The sequence below is a fragment of the Sinorhizobium sp. GQ132 genome (genome assembly GCF_059758575.1).
In genome coordinates, this window is sequence record NZ_JCAXDX010000007.1 from 263022 (window position 1) to 287982 (window position 24961).

20 protein-coding genes and 1 pseudogene are annotated in these 24961 nt (G+C 62.8%); 10 read left to right on the forward strand and 11 right to left on the reverse strand.

Annotated elements, in window-relative coordinates:
• Positions 1–69 precede the first annotated feature (69 nt).
• From paoC to paoA, 3 genes are read right to left on the reverse strand one after another with little or no spacing between them, the layout of a single operon-like run.
• The gene (gene paoC, locus AC6CIG_RS19600; RefSeq protein ID WP_498323560.1) at positions 70–2268 is read right to left on the reverse strand and encodes an aldehyde oxidoreductase molybdenum-binding subunit PaoC; all 2199 of its coding nucleotides are present in this window, start codon (positions 2266–2268) and stop codon (positions 70–72) included.
• A 4-nt stretch (positions 2269–2272) separates the two neighbouring features.
• Complete coding sequence (locus tag AC6CIG_RS19605; RefSeq protein WP_498323562.1) at positions 2273–3223, reverse strand: FAD binding domain-containing protein; 951 nt, start codon at positions 3221–3223, stop codon at positions 2273–2275.
• Positions 3220–3855, reverse strand: a complete 636-nt coding sequence (paoA, locus tag AC6CIG_RS19610; RefSeq protein WP_498323564.1) for an aldehyde dehydrogenase iron-sulfur subunit PaoA — start codon at positions 3853–3855, stop codon at positions 3220–3222. Before paoA ends, AC6CIG_RS19605 begins: the two co-directional genes overlap by 4 nt.
• 271 nt (positions 3856–4126) lie before the next feature.
• Here paoA and AC6CIG_RS19615 point away from each other — a divergent pair, with 271 nt between their 5' ends.
• The gene (locus AC6CIG_RS19615) at positions 4127–4807 is read left to right on the forward strand and encodes a class I SAM-dependent methyltransferase (RefSeq protein WP_498323566.1); all 681 of its coding nucleotides are present in this window, start codon (positions 4127–4129) and stop codon (positions 4805–4807) included.
• Positions 4808–4825: 18 nt separating this feature from the next.
• Here the strand turns inward: AC6CIG_RS19615 and AC6CIG_RS19620 are convergent, their stop codons facing one another.
• Positions 4826–5200, reverse strand: coding sequence for an Atu4866 domain-containing protein (locus tag AC6CIG_RS19620; RefSeq protein WP_498323567.1), 375 nt, complete (start codon positions 5198–5200; stop codon positions 4826–4828).
• A gap of 59 nt (positions 5201–5259) precedes the next feature.
• Entirely contained in the window at positions 5260–5982 is a 723-nt protein-coding gene (locus AC6CIG_RS19625) for an SDR family oxidoreductase (protein ID WP_498323569.1), read from the reverse strand.
• Between the two features lie 99 nt (positions 5983–6081).
• Between AC6CIG_RS19625 and AC6CIG_RS19630 the strand changes: the two genes are divergently transcribed.
• The 7 genes from AC6CIG_RS19630 (at position 6082) to AC6CIG_RS19660 (ending at position 15156) form a co-directional block, all read left to right on the forward strand.
• Positions 6082–6969 (forward strand): LysR family transcriptional regulator, encoded by an 888-nt coding sequence (locus tag AC6CIG_RS19630; protein ID WP_498323570.1) that lies wholly within the window; start codon positions 6082–6084, stop codon positions 6967–6969.
• Positions 6970–7210: 241 nt separating this feature from the next.
• Positions 7211–7297 carry a K(+)-transporting ATPase subunit F gene (gene kdpF / locus AC6CIG_RS19635; RefSeq protein WP_498323649.1) on the forward strand — a complete coding sequence of 29 codons (87 nt, stop codon included), beginning with the start codon at positions 7211–7213 and terminating at the stop codon, positions 7295–7297.
• Positions 7298–7425: 128 nt separating this feature from the next.
• Positions 7426–9135, forward strand: a complete 1710-nt coding sequence (gene kdpA / locus AC6CIG_RS19640) for a potassium-transporting ATPase subunit KdpA (protein WP_498323572.1) — start codon at positions 7426–7428, stop codon at positions 9133–9135.
• A gap of 11 nt (positions 9136–9146) precedes the next feature.
• Entirely contained in the window at positions 9147–11186 is a 2040-nt protein-coding gene (gene kdpB / locus AC6CIG_RS19645) for a potassium-transporting ATPase subunit KdpB (protein ID WP_498323574.1), read from the forward strand.
• A gap of 2 nt (positions 11187–11188) precedes the next feature.
• Positions 11189–11758: a potassium-transporting ATPase subunit KdpC gene (gene kdpC, locus AC6CIG_RS19650; RefSeq protein ID WP_498323576.1), complete on the forward strand. Its 570-nt coding sequence runs from the start codon at positions 11189–11191 to the stop codon at positions 11756–11758.
• A gap of 18 nt (positions 11759–11776) precedes the next feature.
• Complete coding sequence (locus tag AC6CIG_RS19655; RefSeq protein WP_498323578.1) at positions 11777–14467, forward strand: DUF4118 domain-containing protein; 2691 nt, start codon at positions 11777–11779, stop codon at positions 14465–14467.
• Positions 14464–15156 (forward strand): response regulator, encoded by a 693-nt coding sequence (locus AC6CIG_RS19660; protein WP_498323580.1) that lies wholly within the window; start codon positions 14464–14466, stop codon positions 15154–15156. Before AC6CIG_RS19655 ends, AC6CIG_RS19660 begins: the two co-directional genes overlap by 4 nt.
• Positions 15157–15266: 110 nt before the next feature.
• On the opposite strand, the gene AC6CIG_RS19665 is transcribed toward AC6CIG_RS19660, so the two are convergent.
• From AC6CIG_RS19665 to AC6CIG_RS19680, 4 genes are all read right to left on the reverse strand, one after another.
• On the reverse strand, positions 15267–15707 hold the full coding sequence (locus AC6CIG_RS19665; RefSeq protein ID WP_498323581.1) for a potassium channel family protein: 441 nt from the start codon (positions 15705–15707) through the stop codon (positions 15267–15269).
• Positions 15708–16008: 301 nt separating this feature from the next.
• Positions 16009–18072 (reverse strand): ATP-dependent helicase, encoded by a 2064-nt coding sequence (locus AC6CIG_RS19670; protein WP_498323583.1) that lies wholly within the window; start codon positions 18070–18072, stop codon positions 16009–16011.
• A gap of 150 nt (positions 18073–18222) precedes the next feature.
• The gene (locus AC6CIG_RS19675; protein ID WP_498323585.1) at positions 18223–18873 is read right to left on the reverse strand and encodes a glutathione S-transferase family protein; all 651 of its coding nucleotides are present in this window, start codon (positions 18871–18873) and stop codon (positions 18223–18225) included.
• A gap of 162 nt (positions 18874–19035) precedes the next feature.
• Entirely contained in the window at positions 19036–19812 is a 777-nt protein-coding gene (locus tag AC6CIG_RS19680; RefSeq protein ID WP_498323586.1) for an aminoglycoside adenylyltransferase family protein, read from the reverse strand.
• 498 nt (positions 19813–20310) lie between these two features.
• Between AC6CIG_RS19680 and AC6CIG_RS19685 the strand changes: the two genes are divergently transcribed.
• Together AC6CIG_RS19685 and AC6CIG_RS19690 are read left to right on the forward strand one after the other, a co-directional pair.
• On the forward strand, positions 20311–21591 hold the full coding sequence (locus AC6CIG_RS19685) for a GGDEF domain-containing protein (protein WP_498323587.1): 1281 nt from the start codon (positions 20311–20313) through the stop codon (positions 21589–21591).
• Positions 21588–21956 (forward strand): annotated as a pseudogene (locus AC6CIG_RS19690) (DUF6969 family protein); the annotation flags it as partial. The gene AC6CIG_RS19685 and the pseudogene AC6CIG_RS19690, both read left to right, overlap by 4 nt.
• A gap of 64 nt (positions 21957–22020) precedes the next feature.
• Here the strand turns inward: AC6CIG_RS19690 and AC6CIG_RS19695 are convergent.
• Both AC6CIG_RS19695 and AC6CIG_RS19700 read right to left on the reverse strand, forming a co-directional pair.
• Positions 22021–22821: an SH3 domain-containing protein gene (locus AC6CIG_RS19695; RefSeq protein ID WP_498323588.1), complete on the reverse strand. Its 801-nt coding sequence runs from the start codon at positions 22819–22821 to the stop codon at positions 22021–22023.
• 415 nt (positions 22822–23236) lie between these two features.
• Complete coding sequence (locus tag AC6CIG_RS19700; protein ID WP_498323590.1) at positions 23237–24931, reverse strand: peptidoglycan D,D-transpeptidase FtsI family protein; 1695 nt, start codon at positions 24929–24931, stop codon at positions 23237–23239.
• Positions 24932–24961: the final 30 nt, after the last annotated feature.

The window sequence follows — 24961 nt, forward strand, 5'->3', positions numbered from 1 at the left end:
CTATCCTATCCGAACCTCCCATGCTTGCTTAGCCGTAAAGTTACGCGGGGTAGATGCCCTTGGCATGTTCTAGCTGACTTCCGGAAGCTTCTCGATCAGCTTGTCGAGCGTGATCGGATACTCCCGTACCCTTATGCCGGTCGCATTGTAGATGGCGTTCGCGACAGCTGCCGCGACACCGCAGATCCCGAGCTCGGCAATACCCTTGGCCTTCATCGGCGAGGACATCGGATCCGTCTCTTCCAGGAAGACGACCTCCTGGTGCGGGATGTCGGCGTGCACCGGCACCTCGTAGGCGGCGAGATCGTGATTGACGAAGAAGCCACGCTCCTTGTCGACGACGAGTTCCTCGGTCAGCGCGCCGCCGACCCCCATTGTCATCGCGCCGATCACCTGGCTGCGTGCCGTGATCGGATTGAGGATCCGGCCGGCGGCGCAGACCGCCAGCATTCGCCGGATCCGTGTCTCTCCTGTCGCAACGTCGACCGCGACCTCGACGAAATGAGCTCCGAAGGTGGATTGCTGATGGGTTTTGGTGAGGTCGCCGAATTCGATGAGATCCTCAGCGACGAGCCCCTCATCGCCGGCAGCTTGCGCGAGCGGCATTCGGCGGTCGCCCGACCGGACTTCGCCGTCTGCGAAGACAAGGTCGTCGGTGCTGTTGAAGCCGAGCTTCTGCGCCACGGCTTCCCGCAGCTTGGCGCAGGCGGCGTATACGCCGGCCGTGGAGCAGTTTCCTCCGAACTGCCCGCCGGAACCCGAGGAAACAGGGAAGCGCGAGTCTCCCAGGCTGACGGCGACCTTCTCGATCGGCACACCGAGCATTTCAGCCGCCGTCTGGGCGATGATCGTGTAACTGCCCGTACCGATATCGGTCATATCGGTCTCGACCGTGACGATGCCCTCGCGGTCGAGCCGGACGCGGGCCCCCGATTTCAGCACAAGATTGTTGCGAAAAGCCGCCGCCACTCCCATGCCGATCAGCCAGTTTCCTTCGCGCCGAGCACCGGGTTGCTTGCTCCGGTCTTGCCAGCCGAAGCGCTCCGCGCCCGTGCGCAGGCAGCCGACGAGATTGCGCTGCGAGAAGGGCCGTTCGGGATTCTCCGGATCGACCTGGGTGTCGTTGATGATGCGGAATTCGACGGGGTCGAGACCCAGCCTCTCGGCCATCTCGTCGATGGCGATCTCCAGAGCCATCATGCCCGGCGCCTCGCCGGGAGCGCGCATCGCGTTTCCTTCGGGAAGATCGAGGGTGGCAAGCCGCATGGCGGTCATCCGGTTCGCTCCGGCATAAAGTAGACGAGTCTGCTGGACGGCCACTTCGGGACCACCGCCCGGAAGGTCACCGGACCAGCTTTCATGTGCGATCGCCGTGATCTTGCCGTCGCGTCCCGCACCGATCCGGATCCTCTGAATCGTCGCTGGGCGATGCGTGGTGTTGTTCATGAGGAAAGGGCGGGGGAGGGCGACCTTAACGGGGCGCTTGGCTTCACGCGCGGCAAGCGCGGCCAACACCGCATCCGCGCGCAGGAACAGCTTCACCCCGAAGCCTCCGCCGATGAACGGCGACATCAGATGCACCTTGTCCTTGTCGATACCAAGCGTCGTCGCGAGATCGGTCCGCCACCAGTCGATCATCTGGCTCGATGTCCAGACCGTCAGGTCGTCGCCGCTCCACGCGGCAATGGAAGCGTGCGGCTCCATCATGGCATGCGACTGGTCCGGGGTGGTATAGACCTGGTCGAGCTTGACGGGAGCTGCCTCGAAGGCGGCATCGAAGTCGCCCGCTCCGGAGTCTTCTTCGCCTTCCGGCTTGACGGCGCTGTCCTTGGCCGCGGCCAGATCGAAAGCGCCTTTTTCCTCGGCATAATCGACCTTGACGAGCGCCGCGGCGGCGCGGGCCTCCTCGAATGTTTCGGCGACCACGACGGCGATGGCCTGGTGGTAGTGCTGGATCTCGGTGCCACCGAAGAGCTTGGCGGTGTTGTATTTACCCTTCTTCAGTTCCCCGACGCCATCGGTGGTGACGACCGCGATCACACCGGGAGCATTTCTCGCGGCGGCGACATCCATCGACCTGATCCGGCCCTTGGCGATTGCCGAACCGACGATATAGCCATAGGCATAGCGGTTATTCGGATCATGCCACTCATAGGCATAAATTGCTTTGCCGGTGGTCTTGAGCGGACCGTCGATGCGGGGGATGGGCTTGCCGATTACCTTCCCCCGGTCGATCGGGTTCGTCGTTGCTGGTGTATCGAATTTCATTGTCTCATCCCTTCGCTTCGACGAGGACGGCGCTCAGCGCGCGTTCCACGAGCGTGAGCTTGAAGGCGTTCTGTTCAGTCGGGCGGGCGCCGGCAAGAAGCTTGGCGGCGACCGCCTTTGCTCCGTTCGCCAGCTCCTTTTCGGCCGCCTCGTCACGCCATGGTTTCGGCGCGATGCCGCCGAGCGCGACGTGGCCGGTTCCGTCCGGCTGCACGATGGCGCCGACGGAGACGAGCGCAAATGCGTAGGAGGCCCGGTCGCGAACCTTGCGATAGATCTGCTTGCCGCCGGCCGGCTTCGGCAGGACGACCGCGGTGATCAATTCGCCCCGCTCGAGGACATGTTCGATATGCGGCGTGTCCCCCGGCAGGCGATGGAGATCGGCGATCGGGATGCTGCGCGTCGTGCCGTCGGCTCGCACGGTCTCCACGACGGCATCGAGGGCGCGCATGGCGACCGCCATGTCGCTCGGATGGCTGGCGATGCACGCATCGCTGACGCCAACCACCGCAAGCTGGCGGCTGAAGCCGGCCAGCGCCGAGCAGCCGCTGCCCGGCTGCCTTTTGTTGCACGGCTGGTTGGTATCGTAGAAATACGGACAGCGGGTGCGTTGAAGCAGGTTGCCGGCGGTCGTCGCCCTGTTGCGCAATTGTCCCGATGCCCCTGCGAGCAGGGCGCGCGACAGAAGGGCGTAATCGCGGCGGACCCGTTCGTCGGCGGCAAGATCCGTATTGCGGACGAGGGCACCGATACGCAGCCCCCCTTCCGGTGTTGCTTCGATCCTGTCCAGTGCCAGTCCGTTGACATCGACCAGATGTGTCGGTGTCTCGATCTCCAGCTTCATCAGATCCAGGAGATTGGTGCCGCCGGCGATGAATTTCGCGCCATCCGTGGTGGCAGCGGCCCGGGCCGCGGCCTCGATCGACGAGACGCGTTCGTAGCTGAAAGCTCTCATGCCTTCCTCCCCGCGACTTCGGTGATGGCTTCCACGATGTTCGAATAGGCGCCGCAACGACAGATGTTGCCGCTCATGCGCTCGCGGATCTCGGCGGGCGTTATTTCGGCCGGCGCCGTAAGATCCACCGTCACATGGCTTGGGATATTGGCCTTGATTTCATCGAGCATTGCAACGGAGGAACAGATCTGGCCGGGCGTGCAGTAGCCGCACTGGAAACCGTCGTGCTGGACAAAGGCGGCCTGCATCGGATGGAGGTTTTCGGGCTGCCCCAATCCCTCGAGCGTGGTGATGCTGTCGCCCTCGTGCATGACGGCGAGCGTCAGGCAAGAGTTGACTCGGCGACCGTCGATGAGAACCGTGCACGCTCCGCACTGACCGTGATCGCATCCCTTCTTGGTGCCCGTCAAATGCAGATGCTCGCGCAGCGCGTCGAGGAGGGACGTGCGGTTATCGAGCTGAAGCTCCCGGCGTTCTCCGTTCACCGTGAAAGTGACCTTCGTGCTCTGGGGTGCGGTGGAGACATTGGTCTGCGCGTGACCGAGCGAGTGTGCGCTCGCCACTGTCACGGTAGCGGCCGAGGCGGCGAGCAGGTCGCGCCGCGAGATTTCAAGTGCGCCAGGACTTTGCATATCCAGCTCCATGTCTTGATGATGAAAGGTCTAGGACGAAGCGGCCTACGCCGCGAACGCGCAACAACCGAGCGCGGGAAATGATCCCGCAGGCGCATTCACAAGTGAGTTAGGGCGGAGAGCGCGTGTGACTACCATCGCGATGCCGATAATGCCTGTGAACCGATTGATGAATGGCGGTACTGAATCGGGTGCCTTCACAGGCAGAGGTGACTTGACGAAAGGCGAATCATGTAACAAATATTGTTACATGATTTGGGAGAACCGCACGATGAAATCTCCGAGCGTCGATAGTCCAGCTTTTACCGCCGCCCACGCCAGTTCCTACGTCGAAGGGACGTTGAGAAAAGTACCGGGGCTGGCCGCTCTGCATCGCATGACATCGATGTTGGTCGCGGAACGTGCACCGGCGCACGCGCGGGTTCTGGTGCTCGGCGCCGGCGGCGGCATGGAGCTCAAAGCCCTCGCCGACGACAATTCAGGTTGGCGTTTTTGCGGCATCGACCCGTCGGCGGACATGCTTCGCGTCGCAGAACAGACGGTGGGGCCCCATCTGCCGCGTGTCCATCTGCAGCAGGGCTACATAGACGACGCACCGGCGGGGCCGTTTGACGCGGCGGTCTGCCTGCTCACGCTCCACTTTGTTGATCGCCCTCATCGCCTCGACACACTCGAACAGATTCGCCGCCGTCTGGTGCCAGGCGCTCCGTTCGTCGTCGCACATATCAGTTTCCCGCAATCGGAACCCGAGCGCTCGACCTGGATCGCCCGCCACGTCGCGTTCGGCGGAACAGCCTCCGGCGATGCTGAAAGTGCAAAGCAGGCGATCGCGACGAAGTTATCGGTTCTCTCGCCCGAGGAGGACGAGGCGGTGCTTCGCAAGGCGGGCTTCTCGGATGTTCGCCTGTTCTATGCGGCGCTGACCTTCAGGGGCTGGGTAGGATACGCCTGAATTCTCGACATCCAGTGCTCATGGTTTCCCCGTCCTGCTCCCGCGATAGAAGATCATACCGCCGTGATGCAGAACGCCGTCGATAAAATTTCCGTCCGCTGTAAAGCCGGTATCGTCCCAATAATCGATATGCGTGCCCGTCACTTGGTAGCGTCCCTCATAGGCCCGTTCACGCGTACCGCGCGCCTCGACATAGCGACCGTTCGGCAGGAGTTCGTGGCGGATGTAACTGTCTTCTGTGACCCAAAGGCCGACATAGGGGTGATTGGCCTGCATTACGGCTTCCTCGGCTTTTACGGTTTGGCTCAGGAGTGCGGCGCTCATCAAGGTCGAAGCGATCAGCAGCTTGCGGCCGCCGCCGGTGAGACGATCTGTCAGTAAGGAAAAGATCATGGAATATCCCTTTCGTCAGGGGGACGCGGGAAAGCGTCCCGGGAACGGTTCGCGCCGGTTCAATTGCTCGATGCGGTCGGCCTGATCGTGATCTCGGTGGTGTCCACGCTCTGCGGAGCCTCGATCACCTGCCGGACCGCACGGGCTATGTCGGCGGGCTGAAGCGCGATGGCGCGATAGGCGTCCATTGCCGCCACGGTCTCCTGGTGGGTGATGGTTGCAGCAAGTTCGCTCTCGACGACGCCGGGATTGACGCAGGTGACGCGGATATTGGTACTCTCCTGGCGCAGCCCGTCGGAGATCGCGCGAACCGCGAACTTCGTTGCGCAATAGACCGCGGCGGTGGGTACGACCGACAGCGCTCCGATCGAGCCGATATTGATGATCTGCCCGCTGCGCTGTGCCTCCATGATCGGCAATACGGCCGCGATGCCCCAAAGCACGCCCTTTATGTTCACGTTGATCATGCACTCCCACTCGTCCAGCTTGACGGCGGCAAGCGGCGAGAGCGGCATGACGCCGGCATTGTTCACCAGAACGTCGACGCGTCCCCACCTGTCGACCGCGGCCTGCGCAAAGGCTGCCATGGAGTGACGGTCGGTCACGTCCAGTACCTGCGCCTGGGCGGTTCCTCCTGCGTCTCGAATCTCCGCGGCGATGGCCTCGATACGGGCCTGGCGGCGTGCACCCAGCAATATTTTCGCACCCGCGGCGCCAAGCTCCCGAGCAATGCCCTCGCCGATGCCGCTGGAGGCGCCAGTGATCAGAATGACCTTGTCCATGTTGTACTCCGTCCTTTGATTTGCACGGAGAAGATGGACTTCAATGACTGTCGCCGGTATCCATCGATCACTGAACTCAATGGTTAGCAGTACTCTACAATGAAAATAGACATGAACCTTCTGCCGCTCTTCCTGGCCGTCGCGGAGGAGGACAACTTCCGTGCTGCCGCGGATCGCCTCGGTGTGACCCGCTCGGCTGTCAGCCAGGGAGTTCGGCGGCTCGAAGATGCCTTTGGTACGACGCTCGTCACCCGCACGACGCGTTCAGTTCGCCTGACCGGAGCGGGGGAGCGTCTGCGCGAGGCTCTGTCGCAGCCCTTGTCGGAGATTGGGGCGGCGCTCGATCGGGTAGCGGGTGAGGATGAGCCCCGCGGTCTTTTGCGGATCGCCGTCACCTCCATCGCCGAGCAATTCCTTTCCGGTCCGCTCATCGCTTCCTTTGCTCGGACCCATCCGAAGGTGACGATAGACATCACCGTCACGGACGATGAGTTCGACATCGTGGCCGCCGGGTTTGACGCGGGCGTCAGGCTTGGCGAGGTGATCGAGCAGGACATGATCGCGGTGCCGCTGACGGGCGATCAGCGCGAGCTGGCCGTTGCCGCCCCCACCTATATCGCGGTCCACGGTACGCCGGCGCACCCGCGTGAGCTCGTCCATCATCGCTGCATAGGCTGGCGGCGAGCGCCGAATGTCGCGCCCTACAGGTGGGAATTCGAGGAGAATGGTGTTCCCTTCGATGTGGCGGTCGAGCCCCAGATCACCACCAATGACCTGCGCTTCATGCTCCGCTCGGCACTGTGCGGGGCCGGGATCACCTTCGCAACGGAAGATACCTTCCGCCCGTTCGTGGAAACCGGTGAACTTGTTCCGCTGCTGCAGGATTTCCTGCCGCCGTTTCCCGGTTTCTTTCTTTATTTCCCTCAGCGCCGCAACATGGCACCAAAGATGCGAGCTTTGATCGAGCATATAAGGCGGTCGCGATAGCCGACGCTTCCGGCGCAGCGTCGAAGGTCATGATCACGCTCGCCCGAACTCCTTATCTTTTCTTTATGCGGCTGCCAAACCATCCCAATCGATAATTGACGCGGCGCGGGCGCATCATCCGGATCTTGGATCAATCTGGAGAATGTCCATGTCCGATTTTCTTTTCCTTGCCGCCGGCGTTGGCGGCCTTGCCGCGCTAGCGCTTTATGCGCGCGCCCTGAGCCGGCTTTAGGAGGATCCGATGGTAGAGGCTTTGATCGGGCTCGTCGTCGGCGTCGCGCTCGCAGCCTATTTGATCGTGATGCTTGTCCGGCCGGAGCGTTTCTAGAGCGTTTCCGCTTTTCACCGATTCGCTGAAACGCTCCAGCCTTTCATTTTGCCGCAAATCCGGACGGAAAACCGCTGCGCACTTTTGCTGGAGTTGCCCGAGCGCTCCTTCACCCACGGAGACTTCTCATGTCTGTCATCGGATGGCTGCAGATCAGCCTCCTTTTTCTCGCCGTCCTTATCGTCGTGAAGCCGCTGGGGCTTTACATGGCTGCGGTTCTTTCCGGCGAACGCAATGTCTTTTCGCCAATTCTCGGACCGGTGGAGCGTGGTCTTCATGGTGCCGCCGGCATCGATCCGACACGGGAGCAGGGCTGGCTCGCCTACACGTTCTCCATGCTCGCCTTCAGCATCGCAGGCTTTGCGCTGCTCTATGCGATCCTGAGACTTCAGACATGGTTGCCCTTGAACCCGCAGGGCTTCGGCAACGTGCCGCCGGACCTCGCCTTCAACACCGCCGTCAGTTTCGTCACCAACACCAACTGGCAGAATTACGGCGGCGAGACGACACTCAGTCACTTCAGCCAGATGATGGGGCTGACCGTGCAGAACTTCGTCTCGGCCGCGACCGGCATTTCGATCGCGCTTGCCGTTACTCGCTCCTTCGCCCGCTCAGCCATACCGACGATCGGTAACTTCTGGGTCGATCTCATCCGTTCGACACTGTACGTCCTCCTGCCGCTCGCCGTGCTGGTGGCGGTCGCCTTCGTGGCAATGGGCCTGCCGCAGACTTTCCGCGCCTCGGTAGAGGCCACGACCCTCGAGGGGGTGAAGCAGACAATCGCTCTGGGCCCGGTTGCCAGCCAGGAAGCGATCAAGCAGCTCGGCACCAACGGGGGCGGCTTCTTCAACGTGAATGCCGCACATCCGTTCGAAAATCCGACTGCGCTTTCCAATTATCTCAATATCTTCGCGATGCTGTCGGTTTCGGCGGCGCTGCTCTACACATTCGGGCAACTCGTCGGCAATCGCCGGCAGGGCTGGGCCTTCATCGCCGTCACCTATGCATTTCTGATCATCGGGGCCGGGATCGTCTATTGGGCCGAAGCGCAGGGAAATCCGATCCTGTCGCAGCTCGGCCTCGACCCGGCTCTCGGCAACATGGAAGGCAAGGAAGTCCGCTTCGGCCAAGCGATGACTGCGCTTTACGCAACGGTTACGACCGGCCTTTCGAATGGCGGCGTCAACGGCATCCACGGCTCGTTCACCGGCCTCGGAGGTCTCGTTCCGATGTTCCTCATGCAGCTAGGCGAGGTCCTGCCCGGCGGCGTCGGCTCGGGCCTATACGGCATGATCGTCTTCGCGATCCTCGCGGTTTTCGTCGCCGGTCTTATGGTCGGCCGCACTCCGGAACTGCTCGGCAAGAAGATCGAAGCGCGCGAGATGAAATACGCGATGCTCGCCGTGCTCATCCTGCCGCTTTCGATTCTCGGCTTCACAGCGATTTCGGCGGTCTTGCCCTCGGCCGTCGCCAGCATCGGCACGGCCGGACCGCACGGGCTCTCCGAAATCCTCTATGCCTATACGTCGGCCAGCGGCAACAACGGCTCGGCCTTCGGCGGACTTTCGGGCAACACGCCCTGGTACAATACGACGCTCGGCTTTGCGATGCTGCTCGGCCGCTTCGCCTATGCCGTGCCGGTGCTTGCCATTGCCGGCTCGCTCGCCGCCAAGGCGCGCGCCTCGGCATCCAAGGGTACGTTCCCGACCGATACGCCGCTTTTCGTCGGTCTCCTTATCGGCATCATCCTCATTCTCGGCGGGCTGCAGTTCTTGCCGGCCCTCGCGCTCGGTCCCATCGTCGAGCATCTCGCCATGCTCTCCGGCCAGACCTTCTGAAGGAACCAGGCATGTCAAACAAACTCATGACCCCGAACCTTTTCGACCCGAAGATACTCCTCCCGGCAGCGAGGGCCGCTTTCGTCAAGCTTGATCCGCGCCAGCTCGTCCGCAATCCGGTGATCTTCGTCACCGAAGCCGTGGCGGCATTGGTGACCCTCTTCTTCGTTCTCGATGTTGCAACCGGCGGCAGTCAGCTCTTCTCGGGCCAGATTGCCGCCTGGCTATGGTTTACCGTGCTCTTCGCCACCTTCGCCGAAGCCGTTGCCGAGGGGCGTGGCAAGGCGCAGGCCGACTTCCTCCGCCGTACCAACTCGGAGTTGAGCGCCCACAAGCTCGTCGCACCCGAGGGCCGGGAGACCAAGGAAATACCTGCGACCATGCTGAAGGTCGGCGATCTCGTCCTCGTAGAGGCCGGCGAATTGATCCCGGGCGACGGCGAGGTCGTCGAAGGGGTCGCCTCGGTCAACGAGAGCGCTATAACGGGCGAATCGGCGCCGGTGATCCGCGAAGCGGGCGGCGATCGCTCCGCCGTCACCGGCGGTACCGAGGTGCTTTCGGACTGGGTGACAGTCCGCATCACGACCGCCCCGGGGTCCACCTTCGTCGACCGCATGATCGCCCTCATCGAGGGGGCGCAACGGCAGAAGACGCCGAACGAGATCGCACTGTCGATCCTGCTTTCCGGTTTGACGCTGATCTTCCTGATCGCCGTGGTGACGCTCTGGGGCCTTGCCAGCTATTCGGCGACGGTGCTTTCGGTGACCGTGCTTTCCGCCCTCCTTGTCACGCTGATCCCGACGACCATCGGCGGACTGCTTTCGGCGATCGGCATCGCCGGCATGGACCGGCTGGTACGCTTCAACGTCATCGCCACCTCCGGCCGCGCCGTCGAGGCTGCGGGGGACGTGGACACGCTGCTCCTCGACAAGACCGGGACGATCACCTTCGGCAACCGCATGGCAAGCGATTTCCTGCCCGTTCCGGGCATAACCGTGGAGGAACTCGCCGATGCGGCGCTCCTCGCAAGCCTTGCCGACGAGACACCGGAAGGCCGCTCCATCGTGGCGCTCGCCACCGGCGCGTTCGGGCGCCGGGCACCCGAGGCCGGGATCGATGCGGTCGTGCCCTTTGCCGCGGAAACCCGGTTGTCCGGCATCGACCATGGCGGCCGCCGGCTGCGCAAGGGCGCGATCGACTCGGTCCTGAGATTTGCCGGCCTGTCCGACAGCGAGACACCCCAGGAATTCCGGCAGGCGGTCGACAAGGTCGCCCGAACCGGCGGCACGCCGCTCGCCGTCGCCGACGGCAACCGGCTGCTCGGCGTGGTCCACCTGAAGGACATCGTCAAGCCGGGAATCAAGGAGCGCTTCTCCGAACTGCGGGCCATGGGTATCCGCACGGTCATGGTGACCGGTGACAACCCGATCACTGCCGCGGCAATCGCCTCGGAGGCCGGCGTCGACGATTTCCTTGCCGAAGCGACGCCGCAGGACAAGCTCGCTTATATCCGCAAGGAACAGAAGGGCGGCCGGCTGATTGCCATGTGCGGCGACGGCACCAATGATGCGCCGGCGCTCGCCCAGGCGGATGTGGGCGTCGCCATGCAGACCGGCACGCAAGCCGCCCGCGAAGCGGCCAACATGGTGGACCTCGATTCGAGCCCGACGAAGCTGATCGAGATCGTCGAGATTGGCAAGCAATTGCTGATGACGCGCGGTTCTCTCACGACCTTCTCGATCGCCAACGACGTGGCGAAATACTTCGCCATCATCCCGGCGCTCTTCGTCACCACCTATCCGGCGCTCGGCGTGCTGAACGTCATGGGCCTGGCGTCGCCGCAGTCGGCTATCCTGTCGGCCGTCATCTTCAACGCGCTGATCATCGTGGCGCTCATTCCGCTGGCGTTGAAAGGCGTGAGCTACCGTCCCGTCGGCGCGGCAGCCCTGCTTCGCCGCAATCTCCTCGTCTACGGCCTCGGCGGCCTGGTCCTGCCCTTCGCGGGCATCAAACTGATCGACCTTGCCGTCTCGAACCTCAACCTGGTGTGATCATGCTCAACCAACTCCGTCCCGCACTCGTCCTGACCTTCGCACTCGCCCTCATTACCGGGCTCGGCTATCCGCTGCTGATCACCGGCGTGGCGCAAGCACTGATGCCGGCAGAGGCGAATGGCAGCCTCGTCCGCAAGGACGGTGTCCTCGTCGGATCGCAACTCATCGGCCAGAATTTCGCCTCGAAGAAATATTTCTGGCCGCGTCCTTCGGCGACCGGCCCGGAGCCCTACAATGCCGGTGCTTCGAGCGGTTCCAATCTCGGGACGACTTCCGACAAGCTGAAGGAGCGTGTCAGGGCCGATATCCAGAGGCTTCGCGCCGCGGGCATAGGGGGTGATATCCCCGCCGACGCCGGCATGGCTTCCGGATCGGGTCTCGACCCGCATGTCTCGCCCGAATTCGCCAGGGTTCAGATCGCCCGGGTTGCGGAAGCGCGCGGACTTCCGGAGGCGGAAGTGGGCGCGCTCGTCGACAGGGCCACGCAGGGCCGTCTGTTCGGGATCATAGGCGAGCCACGCGTCAATGTGCTAGAACTGAACCTTGCCTTGGACGCGCCGAGGACCTGATCGAGCTCGAGACGTTGCATGCCCGACGATGATCGCGACCTGAAGAGCCGCCCCGATCCGGACGCCCTGCTGGCGCTCGCCGAACAGGGCAGGAAAGGCAAACTAACCGTCTTTCTTGGTGCCGCACCCGGTGTCGGCAAGACCTATGCGATGCTGACGCGTGCGCGGCGCCTCAAGGAAGAAGGCGGCGATATCGTCATCGGGCTCGTCGAAACGCATGGACGCGGCGAGACCGCGGCCCTGCTCGAGGGGCTCGAAGTTCTGCCGCGTCGTCAGGTGCTCCACAACGGACGGACGCTCCACGAATTCGATCTGGACGCGGCGCTGGCGCGCCGCCCGCGCGTCATCCTGGTCGACGAGCTCGCCCATACCAATTTCGGCGAAAGCCGCCATCCCAAGCGCTACCAGGATATAGAGGAACTGGTCGATGCCGGCATAGACGTGTGGACGGCACTCAACATCCAGCACCTGGAAAGCCTCTCGGACGTGGTTGCGCAGATTGCCAGCGTGCCGGTGCGCGAGCGCGTCCCCGACACCGTTCTCAATCGCGCTGACGATGTCCTGCTCGTGGACCTGCCGCCGGCCGAACTGATCGAGCGGTTGAAGGAGGGCAAGGTTTATCTGCCCGACAACGCCAAGCGCGCCGCCGATCGCTTCTTCCGCCTGGGCAATCTGACGGCGCTGCGCGAACTCGCGCTTCGCCGGACGGCCGACCGGGTCGACGACCAGATGGTCGACTATCTCAGGCAGAACGCGATCGAGGGTCCCTGGGGGGCCGCCGAACGGCTTCTTGTCTGCATCGGTCCCGACCCTTTATCCGAAAAGGTGGTGAGGACGGCAAGCCGGCTCGCTTCGGGCCTGAATGCCGACTGGCTCGTCGTTTCCGTCGAGCGTGCGGACGGTGAGGCAGAGAGCAGCGGGGCGATGCGACAGCTCGACGAGACCTTCCGGCTTGCCGAGCAACTGGGCGCCGAGACGCGCCGTATCGTCGGCAACGACTTCGTGGAAGAAATTCTGAAGCTCGCAAGGCGGGAACATGCGACGCAAATCGTCATCGGCGCGCGCCGCCATCGTTTCCCGCTGCGCCTCTTCCGCCGCTCCTTGCCGGATGCGCTTGCCGCTCGGGCGGCCGGTATCGCCATTCACCTCGTAACGGACGGGAATGAACCCGCGGCAAGCCCGAGGACGAGACGCGGAAGTATGCTTCCGGAAGGATGGGGCCGGGGGGTCGCCATCGCCGCTGCTACGGCTGCAGCCGCGACCGTACTCGGCCTGCTGATCGAGCAATTCGTCGTCCTGCAGAATATCTCGCTTCTCTTTCTTCTGGCTGTGCTCGTCTCGGCGACTTACGCGGGCTATGTCGCTGCGATCGCGGCCGCGCTCATTTCGGTTCTCGCCTACAATTTCTGCTTCATCGAACCGGTCGGCACTTTTACGGTTGCCGAACCGCACGAAGTCTTTGCCCTCTTCGTGTTCCTCGCGGCGGCGATGCTTGCCGGGGGGCTCGCCTCCCGCGTTGGCGAACAGGCGAAGACAGCGAGGCGGCGGGCCGCCGCCACTCAGGCGCTTTACGATTTTTCGCGCAAGCTGTCCGGTACGGCCAATGCCGAGGATGTGCTGTGGGCGGCCGTCACGCAAATCCAGGCGACCCTTCGGCGCAACGCGGCGCTCCTGTTGCCGGAGGACGGAGATGTCCGCTTGATGGCGGCCTGGCCGCCGGATACGGAGCTCGGCCTTACCGACACGATGGCGGCGCGCTGGGCTTTCGAGAAGAAGGAGGCTGCCGGCAACAGTACCGGGACGCTGCCGAACAGCCCCTTCCAGTTCAGGCCGCTCATGAGTCCGCATGGAGTCGTCGGCGTCTTCGGTTTCCTGCAGGAAGACACACCGCTGGAAATAAACGAGGAGCGAGCGCTTGCCGCGATCCTCGACCAGACCGCGATCGCCGTCGACAGAGCGCGTCTCTCGCGCGAGATACTCGACCAGGCTGCGCAACTCGAGGGCGAGAAGTTCCTCGCTGCCCTGCTTTCGTCCATATCCCACGACCTCAGAACGCCGCTCGCCACGATCACCGGAGCTGTGACAAGTCTGCGGCAACTCGGCGAGCGGATGCCGGAGGAGAGCCGGGACGATCTCCTCAAGTCGATCGAGGAGGAGAGCGGCAGGCTCACGCGCTTCGTTTCCAACCTGCTCGACATGACCCGCATCGAAGCCGGAACGGTAAACGCCAAGCGCGATTGGGTCGATGTCGCCGATGTCGTCCATTCGGCTGTGGAGCGTGCGCGGAAGTACTTCCCCGGCCGCGTCTTCGAAACCAGCATTGCTCCGGACTTGCCGTTGATCCGCGGCGATAGCGTATTGCTTGGTCAAGTGATCTTCAACCTGCTCGACAACGCCAACAGGTTTGGCGGTGACGAGCCGGTCAGCGTCTATGGGCGGCGGGAAGAAGATGAAATCGTGCTCTCGGTAACCGACCTCGGTAAAGGCATCGCCCCGGCCGACCTCGGCCATGTCTTCGACAAATTCTTCCGCAAGGGAAAACCGGACGGCCGTTCGCTTGGCACCGGTCTCGGCCTCTCCATCAGCAAGGGCTTCGTCGAGGCGATGGGTGGGTGGATAAAGGCGGAGAGCCCGGCGATGAAGCGCCGCGGTACGCGCATTTCCATGCGGTTCCCGGCGGCTGAAACAGTGGAGAAGGAGCGCGGATGACGGCCGAGCGTATCCTCGTCGTGGACGACGAGCCCCAGATCCAGCGCTTCCTGCGCCCCGCGCTCGCAGCCGCCGGCTACGAGGTGATAGAGGCGGTAAACGGCGCGCAGGCGCTGAAGGCGGCTGCCACGGTGGCGCCGGACGTCGTGATCCTGGATCTCGGCCTTCCCGACATGGACGGCAAGGACGTCGTGGCCAGTATGCGCGCCTGGTCGAAAGTCCCTATCATCATCCTTTCGGCGCGTGACCGTGAAAGCGAGAAGATCGCTGCCCTCGATCTCGGCGCCGACGACTACATAGAGAAGCCCTTCGGAATCGGCGAGCTGACGGCGCGGATCCGCGCGGCGCTGCGCCATCGCATCCAGATGGCAGGGGGCCAGGCGCAGCTTTCGGCGGACGGTCTTTCGATCGACATGGTCAAACGCGTCGTGACGCGTGGCGGCGCGGCGCTCCGACTGACGCCGAAGGAATACGACCTCCTCGTGATGCTCGCACATCACGCTGGCCGCGTGGTCACCCACAGGACGCTGCTTACCTCCGTCTGGGGCGCCGCCCACGGAGAGGACCTGCATTATCTCAGAGTCTTCATCGGTCAGCTGCGTGGCAAGATCGAACGCGACCCCGGCAATCCAAAGATCGTCCGCACCGAACCCGGCGTCGGTTATCGCTTCGTCGGCGACGAGGATTGAGGCGCTTGTGCAACTGACCACATCACCAATTCCCGGCAGCACCGTGAATTCTCTGCAGCCTGAAGTCGCACTTCCTGATCTAGTTGACGTCCGGGGTTGGGCCTCGGCTGTTACTTCCGGTCGTCGCGCCAGATGCGTTCCACAGCAATGAAAGTAAACGACGCCGACCAGGCAATCAGAACGAGCCCGTTCAAACCTTCCAGACCGGCGAGAATTCGCATGTCGCCTGTCGCGTAGACATCGCCGAAGCCCATTGTACTGTAGCAGGTCAGCGAGAAATAGAAGAAGTCTGTGGCGTCTGAGCCTGCCAGTCCTTCGAGTGAACCGAACTCGGGATGATAATGCATCCAGGCAAAGGCCAGAGCGTAAAGTCCGACGCCGAAGAGGTGAGCCATAAAGGCCGACCCGAGAAAAACGACCATTTCAGCTCGTTTTGAAAGGACCTTGCGTCGACGCAGGATCGCTACGCCGGTCATGATTTCAAAATGAGTGGCGCTTGTCACGATGATGAGTGCGGCGGAAAGCAGACAGACCAACACAATCCCTGGCACCTATCAACCTCGCCCTGTGCTCGCCGCAGATGATCGGCGCCTCAAACGCACCAACTCGACTCGGCGACGCTGGTACAACCACCATAGCAGGACATCGTCCGGATTGGGAGTTTCGGTCTGTCGGACCCGTCCCAATGTGCCGTTGCCGAGACCGACGGTGGGCAATAGCGGGAGTACAGGACAATGCATCTCGGGAATTCGGCGCGGTCCGTCGAGCATTTCCTTATTTTCTCTAATAGGAACCCCTGCAAAGCGCCGCCAGAGGACAGCCAGTGCGATGACCATAACGCATTGCTGAACTCTACTGCCACATGGTGCGCATCCGGGCCGCGACATCGATGCGGATCTGCTTTGCGCTGCGCTCGGAGGCATTGGGGCTGGCGACGGGCCAGGTTGCGCTCTCGAAGAACTGAAGCAATGTCGCGGGGATAAAGCGTGTGCGGCTCGCGTAGACATGGCGGTCACCCTGCGCGTGCTGACCGCCGGTGAAGAAGCGTTGCGGCACCATCAGCGTCAAACTGTCCTTGGCGCGTGTCATGCCGACATAGAGAAGCCGCCGCTCCTCCTCCAGCTCATGGCTGGTGCCTGTGGCCAGATCTGACGGAATGCAACCGTCGACGACGTTGAGCATGAAGACGGAGCGCCATTCCTGCCCCTTGGCCGAATGGATGGTCGACAGGATCAGATAGTCCTCGTCGAGCAGCGGTACGCCGGCCTGGTCGCTCGTCGCGTCCGGCGGATCGAGCGTCAGCTCGGTGAGAAAGCGCTCGCGGCTCTGATAGCCGGCGGCGATCTGCTCGAGTTGCACGAGGTCGGCCCGGCGCGTTTCGGCATCCTCGTGTATTCGTTCGAGATGCGGTTCGTACCATATCCGCGCAATCTCGATTTCCATCGGCCATGCGGGTTTGCGCAGGGCCTGCAGCAGCTCGACCAGGGACAGCCAGTCCGAACCGCTCCTCGGCGGAGCGGGGACTTCACCAAGCGCCATCAACGGCTCGGGGCCGGTTGCGATCGTGTCCAGGATCTTGCCTGCGGTCTGCGGGCCGACGCCCGGCAGCATCTGCAGGAGCCGGAAGCCTGCGACGCGGTCACGCGGGTTCTGTGCAAAGCGCAGCACGGCCAGCATGTCCTTAACGTGAGCGCTGTCGAGGAACTTCAGACCTCCGAACTTTACGAAGGGGATGTTGCGGCGGGTCAGTTCCACCTCGAGGGGGCCGCTGTGGCTCGAGGTGCGGAAGAGGACGGCCTGCTGTTTGAGGAGCATTCCGGATTCGCGATTGGCAAGCACCTGCTCGACGATGCAGTTCGCCTGATCGGCCTCGTCCCTCACCGTCAGCAGCTTCGGACGTTCAGCCGACTCGCGATCCGTCCAGAGGTTCTTGGTGAAGCGTTCCCGCGCCAGATCGATGACCCCGTTGGCGGCCGCGAGGATCGGCTGGGTCGAACGGTAGTTGCGGTCGAGGGTGACGATCTCAGCCGGCGGCGAGAACTGCTTCGGAAAATCCAGAATGTTGCGGACCGTTGCCGCCCGGAACGAGTAGATCGACTGCGCGTCGTCGCCGACGACCGTCAGCCCGCGCCCGCCGGGCTTCAGGGCCAGCAGCACTGAAGACTGGAGTCTGTTGGTATCCTGATATTCGTCGACGAGGACATGGTCGAAACGGTTGCCGATATCATCGGCCAGGGAGGGATCGCTGACCATCTGCGCCCAATAGAGAAGCAGGTCGTCGTAGTCGAGGACGTTCTGCGCCTGCTTGGCCTCGACATAGCCGGCAAACAGCTCCTTCAACTGCTGTTCCCAGCCGGACACCCACGGGTACCAGGTGCGGAGCACTTCATTCAGCGGCATTTCCGCGTTCACTGCCCGCGAATAGATCGCCAGGCAGGTGCCCTTGGCCGGAAACCGGCTTTCCATCTTCGAAAAGCCGAGTTCGTGCCGCATGAGGTTGATCAGGTCGGCGCTGTCTTCGCGGTCGTGAATGGTGAACTCCGCATTCAGCCCGATCTGTTCGGCATAGATTCTCAGCAGCCGTGCCCCGATACCGTGAAAGGTGCCCGCCCATGAAAGAGCGTCGGTCGTCGTTGCGGAACTGGGACCGAGCACCTGCGCGCAGATGCGCCCGACGCGGCGCGACATCTCGGCCGCGGCCCTTCGCGAGAAGGTCATCAGCAGAATGCGGCGCGGATCTGCCCCGTTGACGATCAGGTGAGCAACGCGGTGAGCCAGGGTGTTGGTCTTCCCGGAGCCCGCTCCCGCGATGATCAAAAGCGGGCCCGCCTGGGCGCCTTCTCCTGCTCCGATACCATATTCGACGGCGCAGCGCTGTCTCTCGTTCAGTTTCTCCAGATACGCCGCCGTCGCCATTTACTTCCCCTCGATGAGCTCTTTGATATCCGGCCGCGGCCTTAAGAACGGAGGGGGAACATACAAGCCCGATCGGCCGTTGGAAAGTGGGACGTCCCGGATTCGCTCGGACATTGCCGCTTGTAATCAATCGGCCGGCGCGGACCTTTGTCAGCCGGTCGGTGCGGCGGTGAAAACCGCCAGCTGAGCGTCGAAAGCGCGCTTGTATGCGGGCCGCGCTTTGCCGCGGGCCACATAGGCGCAGAGGTTCGGATATTCCTCCAGTATACTCGATCCTTCCAATCTCCGCAGCACCGTCACCATCAGGAGGTCAGCGGCGCTGAACGCTCCGTCGATCCAGTCCGCATTGCCCAGTCGGCCGGAAAGTTCGCCCAGCCGCCTGCGGATGCGTTCGTCGATGAAGGGCAGACGCCGCTCGTACCAGGTCTCGTCGCCTTCCAGATACTCGGCGACCTCGCGATCGACGATCGGCGGCTCCACCGTGTTGAGCGCGGCAAACATCCATGTGATCGCGCGCGCCCGGGCATTCGCATCGTCCGGCAGCAGGCCCGCATGGCGCTCAGCGATATGGAACACGATCGCCCCCGACTCGAACAAAGCGAGACCGCCTTCTTCATAGGTCGGAATCTGCCCGAATGGATGAAGCGCGAGATGCGCGGGTTCCTTCATCGCCTTGAACGAAAGAAGGCGAACGTCGTAAGGCTGGCCCACTTCTTCGAGCGCCCAGCGAACGCGCATGTCACGCGCCATACCCTGGCCGCCATCGGGCGACCGCTCAAAGGCGGTAATGGTAATAGTCATGCTGCTCTCCATCGCTTGTCCGTCTTCAAAACGACCGGCTGAACGCGATTCCGACACCCCATGCGCGAGATAATCCTCGCGGCCGATTCAGTTACAGCACGGTGGTGCGTTCCTGCCGCTGCTAAGCGGAAGAGGCTTCCTGGCAGATTCCGACCCAAAACGTCATAGGAGTTCCGAGACCCGCTGGCGCAGAAATGCTGCCGTCCGCTCGGAAGCAGTCTGCCGATCTTGCCAGTCGTCCTTGACCTTGCCCAGATAGGCCTCACGCGCGTAGATCAACGTGTCAGCTTCCTCGTCCGGCATCTGGCTCGCTGCCCATGTGGCTGCAGCATCCTTGGTGATGAAGTCACCGGTGGCCGATGTGCGCCACATGCGCGCAAGGGTTAGTAACACGTTCCGCTCGTCCCCCTGTAGACTGTCGCCCAGTGAGGGGAGTGCATCGCGCATTGCGCGGCGAATTTGTTCCGGCGGAAGCGAGGGCAGAAGCTCCTCTGCCTCGGGGCCGAACAGTGGAACGGCCTCTTGTCGCGCCTGGGCCAGCACAAGCGTGTTTTCCGGGTCGGACATAGGTAGGGGGAGACCTCCGCATTCAAAGGTGTCCCGCAGCCATTCGCCATAGATGAATTCAGCCCGAGCAGGAAAATCCGGTGCGGCGATATCTGCCCGCAGAAACACCATCAGTTCGATGCAGCGGGGCTCCCCGACCGGACGGGGATGGCGGCCGGACATTCGCAGCAAAGCCGCCAGAAGATCGCGACGCTGTTCGTCAGCCATGGGGCAGTCGACGATCGCGAGGAGGTCGACGTCACTCTGCGGTCGCAAGCCACCCGAAACTGCCGATCCATGCAGATAAACCGCAAGGAGCGCGTCTCGAAGGATGCTGCGGATGGTTTCTGTCGCTGCCAGTGCCTCGTCAATCTGCTGTCTGTCCGTTCGCATGGCTCGATTTACGTGAGTACTACCAGGAGAAAGTGCGTAACGGTTTCCCGTGCGGAAGTGCGTAGTACCAGAGTGTTAGAGCGTTTCACTGGTCCAATGAAACAGTGAAACGCGCTAGAATATGGCAACGAGCGTATCAAGCTCTTGAACCCATACAAGGCAGCTTTCAGTGCGAGCAGACCTTCAGGCAGCCCTCGACTGGCCCGGGTCGCCATCTCGCAGCCACCGGACGTCACCTGGGGAAAGCGCAATTGAGAAAGCGTCGAGGCTGTGGTTGAGCTCGGAAAGCGAGCGCGGGCCGATCAGCGGGATGACACGGCCCTTCTGCGCCAGAACACTCAGAAGCTAATCGATTTCGAGACGACGGCGGGAAATGCCTGAGCGCGCCTGGGTGGTATTCACGACCTTGCAGCACAGGAGCCCGCGGCCCCGCTGCAACTCGGAAGTTCATGCACGAGTGATCTTGCCGGCAGGAGGTGGTCCCCTAGATGGGCAAGGATGGAGCTTCAGGAAAGCGCAGTTGGTGCCGGTCGCGTGAGCGCCTCTCCGGAGATGCGGTATCAGCCGCGCAATCCGGCTGTCATGGCCGAAGTCGAGCGCCTTCTCACGGGCCGCACGCGTGACATTCGTCTAAGAGGTGAGCTCGGTCGCCTGTTCCAGGAGCGTTCGTGGTCGCGTACGGCCAAGATCATTCGCGCGTGGATGATATGGGTGACCTTGCTGGACGTGCTGACGCTGGGTCTCAACGCGATCCTGCTTCCGAAGGCGGTCGTGCTCTCGATGCTTCCGCCGGCCTGCATTGTGCCGCCCGCGGCGCTGGCCACCGCCTATGTCTGGCGAAAACCGCGCGGCGTCCGGCTGCAAAGGATGTCCCTGCTTGCAGGCCTGTTCCTCATCCTCCTTTCGGTCGCGCTGGTGGGCGTGAGCGCGGGTGGGGAATTCCATGAGCGGCACCTCAACATCATGCTGTTCGTCGCCATCACCGCCATCATCATTTTTGCAGTTCCTTTGGCCTGGACGGTGGCGGTCGCCTCTTTCGCGCTCGGCCTCTACCTGATCTTTCAGTTGCACAATCCGATGCTGGAGAGGGGCAGCGCCGTGGCTGCGACGCTGTTTTTTGCGAGCGGTATTATTGCGACAGTCGTTGCCCGACGCACGATAACGATCCTGGCCCAGAAGACCTTCCTTCTCGAACTTCGCGACATGCGGCGGGTAGCGGAGCTGGCCGACGCCAATGCCCGGCTGGAGCGGCTCGCAAAGACCGATCCCCTGACCGGGATCGCCAACAGGCGCTGGATGATGGAAACCCTCAGTCGTCTCTGGAGCGCAGGCGCGGAGCGTCCGCCGGGCACCGCCATGCTGATGTGCGATATCGACGATTTCAAGAACCTGAATGATCGTCTCGGTCACGCCGAGGGCGATCGCTGCCTCGTCAAAGTTGCCGGGATCATTCAGAGCAGCGTCAGGCGAAACCGCGATCATGTTGCCCGCTATGGCGGTGAGGAGTTTCTCGTCGTGCTTCCGGGCGCAGATGAAGAAGCGGCGCTGGCTACGGCTGAACGAATCAGGGCGAGCGTCGAAGCTGCCTCCCTTCCTAACCCGGCATCCCGCGTATCGCCTTACGTCACTCTCAGCATTGGCGTGGCGGCGCAGGCGCCAGGTGAAGAGATCATCGCGCCGGAGAAGCTTCAGAACCAGGCCGACGCTGCACTCTACCTGGCGAAACAAGCGGGCCGTAACCGGGTGGTCCTCTATCAGCCTGACCTGCCGACCGTATAGCGCCGCGGGAGCGCCCTGCGCCGCGGCGGCACCCAAGCTCGCGCTTCCTCCGCTGCGCGGCGGTCGGGGTCGACGCTCACGGGCGCCTTCTGCGGCTTTTCACGGTGAACCAGTGGGTGGTCGGCGATGACTGGCTCGGCGCGGAAGGCACGATCGCTCTTTTGCCGCGCTTCGACGTACAGATGCCGCGGCCGTCTTATCTCGTGAACCGTTGGCTGACGGCAATTTTCGCCGCCTACGAGCCGCAAATAGCCGAACTGATCCGTGAGCGCGACCGCGCCTTGCTCACACACCGCCAGCCTGAAGGCGTCGAAGCGCGCCAGGACCGGGCGCTGGAGGTCACTTCAGAACTCGAGCACTCAGATTGTAGGTGTAGCCGACCCTTGCGGCCGATGTGCGGTGGCGGCATTTCTGCCGCCCCGGGCCACGTTAGTTCGGGCAACCCGGATCGCCCGGTTGGCAGACACGTCGCTGCGGCCTGCGGCGGTCATCGTCACCACCGCTCCGGTTGCGGTTGTCGTCGCCGCGGCGGATGACGCGATTGCCATCATCGCCCCCACGTTCGAAGTTCCGGTTGCGATCGCGGTCGTTGCGCAGTTCACGGTCAGAGTCCCCCCGCCGATCCACATCGGGCCTGCGGTTGGGCACGCGCTCGACATCCGGAAGGCGATCTGGGTGATCGTCGAAGTCCCGGCGTCTTTCAGAGCTGCGACCAGAATCGGGCCTCCGCTCAAATTCCGGACGCTGAGCCGGCCTCGGCTCGAAATCAGGTCTGCGGCTGGGCGGGCGGTCGGGTTCCACACGGCGATCCGGGCCGCGATAGAAGTCCGGCCCGCGGCGCCAGCGATCGCGGTCGCGATAAAAGTCACGGTCGCGGTAGTGACGATCCCAATAGCTGCCGAAGCTGAAGACGACGACAGGAATACCGAGGCGGCGATAATATTGAGGACCCACATAAACCCGGCGCTGTTGATAAAGTGCCTGGATATATCGCCCGTGCACCCATCCACGGCCGTCGTAGAATTCCACGTCGCACCATGGCACGTCGGCAAGACAGCCGTAGATTTCGATGGATTCGCCAGCCGGTATCACGGTAATCGCCGGATATGCTGTGCTTGGGCCGGCGCGCATATTGACGTTCGCCGTTGCGAGGCCTTCTGCCGCCTGAGCGATCGACGGAGCAAGCAAAAGCATACCGGTCGCGGCAATTTTCAAAAGCGTGGATTTCATGTTTTCAACTCCCTGGAGGCATGCGTCCTACCACCACATCCGGAACTTGCTGTTCGGGCATTTCCGGTCCCGGGTATAGTCGGAGCGCCTGACAGCTTGCGTCAGGCGGCCACCATCCTCTTGTCTTTCAATGCTTTATAGCGCCTTTTGCATGAACGCAGCTTGAACACTTAGGCCATGGGCCCCAGGCAGGAAGTCGTTGGGCACAACGGCGGACGCTTCCAGTCTCTTCAGCACCTGTGCCCGGCAGAAACGGGCTCTGCGCGCTCCGAGCCCTGCCAGAAGTATCCAGGGGTCGTCGGTAACATGCGCCTAGCGCCAATCGGTGAGGGCGGGCACGAAACCGCAGCCGCAATTGAATGAGGATCATCTAAACGACAACCGTCCCGCAATCATTCACGCGTCAATCGCTTGACTAATCCTCTACAGACGTTTCTCCCATCGCCACGGGAACAGCTTCGGCATCTGGCGGCGATGGGAAAACGGGCGTGAGGAGCATCGGGAGGATGCGATGCAAAAGGGCGCCGCCGAGCGGCACGGCATTCCATCCGGAGGTGCGGTTGCCATGGGTTTCCGCCAGGCCGCGGGGTTCGTCCAGTAAGGTGAGCAGCAGGTACCGAGGATCGTCCGCCGGTACGATGCCCATGAAGGATGTGACGTTGAGAACCTTGGAATAGCGGCCTTGGACCACCTTTTCCGCCGTGCCGGTCTTGCCGCCGATCACGTAGCCGGGGACGACGGCCTTCGTTGCTGAGCCGACGGCGGTGTTGAGGCGCAGGAGGTGGCGTATCGCCTCACTGGTGTTCGCAGACACGAGGTTCTCCGCCATGGTTCGTTCGGATACGGGGCTGTCCTTTATGAAGGTGGGCCTGATCAGCCTTCCGCCGTTCGCCAGAGCGGCGACGGCCATGCTGGCTTGCAGTGGCGTGACGGCGATCCCGTGGCCGAAGGAAACCGTTGCCGTGGTCACCTCGCTCCAGGAGGAGGGGCGCAGCGGTGCGGCGCTCTCCGGCAGCTCGGTCGCAAGCTGAGACAAAACGCCGAAACGTCCGAGAAAAGTCCGCAACGCTTCGGGGCCGAGCGCCATCGCCATTTTCGCCATGACGATGTTCGAGGAGTGAATGAAGGCTTCCGTAATGGTGAGCGGCCTGTATTTCCCGCGATAATCGTGGATGCGCTGCCGTCCAAAGCGCAACGGTCTGCTCGCATCCACGACGGATTGCAGATCGAACCGGCCCGACTCCAGCGCCATTGCCGTGGTCAAAGCCTTGAACGTCGATCCCATCTCGAAAACGCCGGCGGTGACGCGGTTTATCCGGTCGGGCTTGAAGGCGTCCACCGGATTGTTCGAGTCAAAGGCCGGATAGGAGGCGAGCGCCAGTATTTCGCCATTCGTGACGTCGAGCAGGAGCCCGGCACCCGCGGCAGCTGCGAATTTCGTGACGGCTTTGCCGAGTTCCTGCTCCATGGCGTACTGAACGCGCAGGTCGATTGAAAGCTCGACCGGCTGGAGCTCACGCCCCTTAAGTTCGATGCCGGTGCCGCGCAGGTCCGCAAGCCAATTTGCGTCGATCCATTTTTCGATGCCGGCGATGCCGAAATTGTCGATGTCCACGGCGCCAAGGACATGGGCAGCCAACGGACCGTTCGGATAGAGCCGTTGATTTTCGGGCCTAAAGCCGACCGCCGCCAATCCGGAATCGATCACCGCCTGCTGCTTGTCCGGTGGTATCTGCCGCTTGATCCACGTGAACGCATCTTTGCGTCGTAGACGGGTATGGAGTTCGCGCGCGTCGAGTTCCGGGAAGATCGCAGTGAGTTTCTCGACCACCTCGTCCAGATCGGGAATCGACCGCGGCTCGGCGTAGAGTGACGCGGTCGGAATGTCGGTCGCGAGCAGCTGTCCGTTCCTGTCGAGGATCGCGGGTCGTCCACCGGGGGCACTGTCATAGGTGAGGCGGGTTTCGCGACCCGCCTCTTCCTGCATGCCGAGTTGCACAAGTCGTATGAACGTGCCGGCGAAAATGGCGGCGAACGCTGCCATGATGCAGACGATGCGTAACCGCCTGCCGCGTGCACTGTTTCGCAGGACGAAGGCGTGTTTCCTCATTTCGATCCCTCGACGAGATAGGAGGCAATG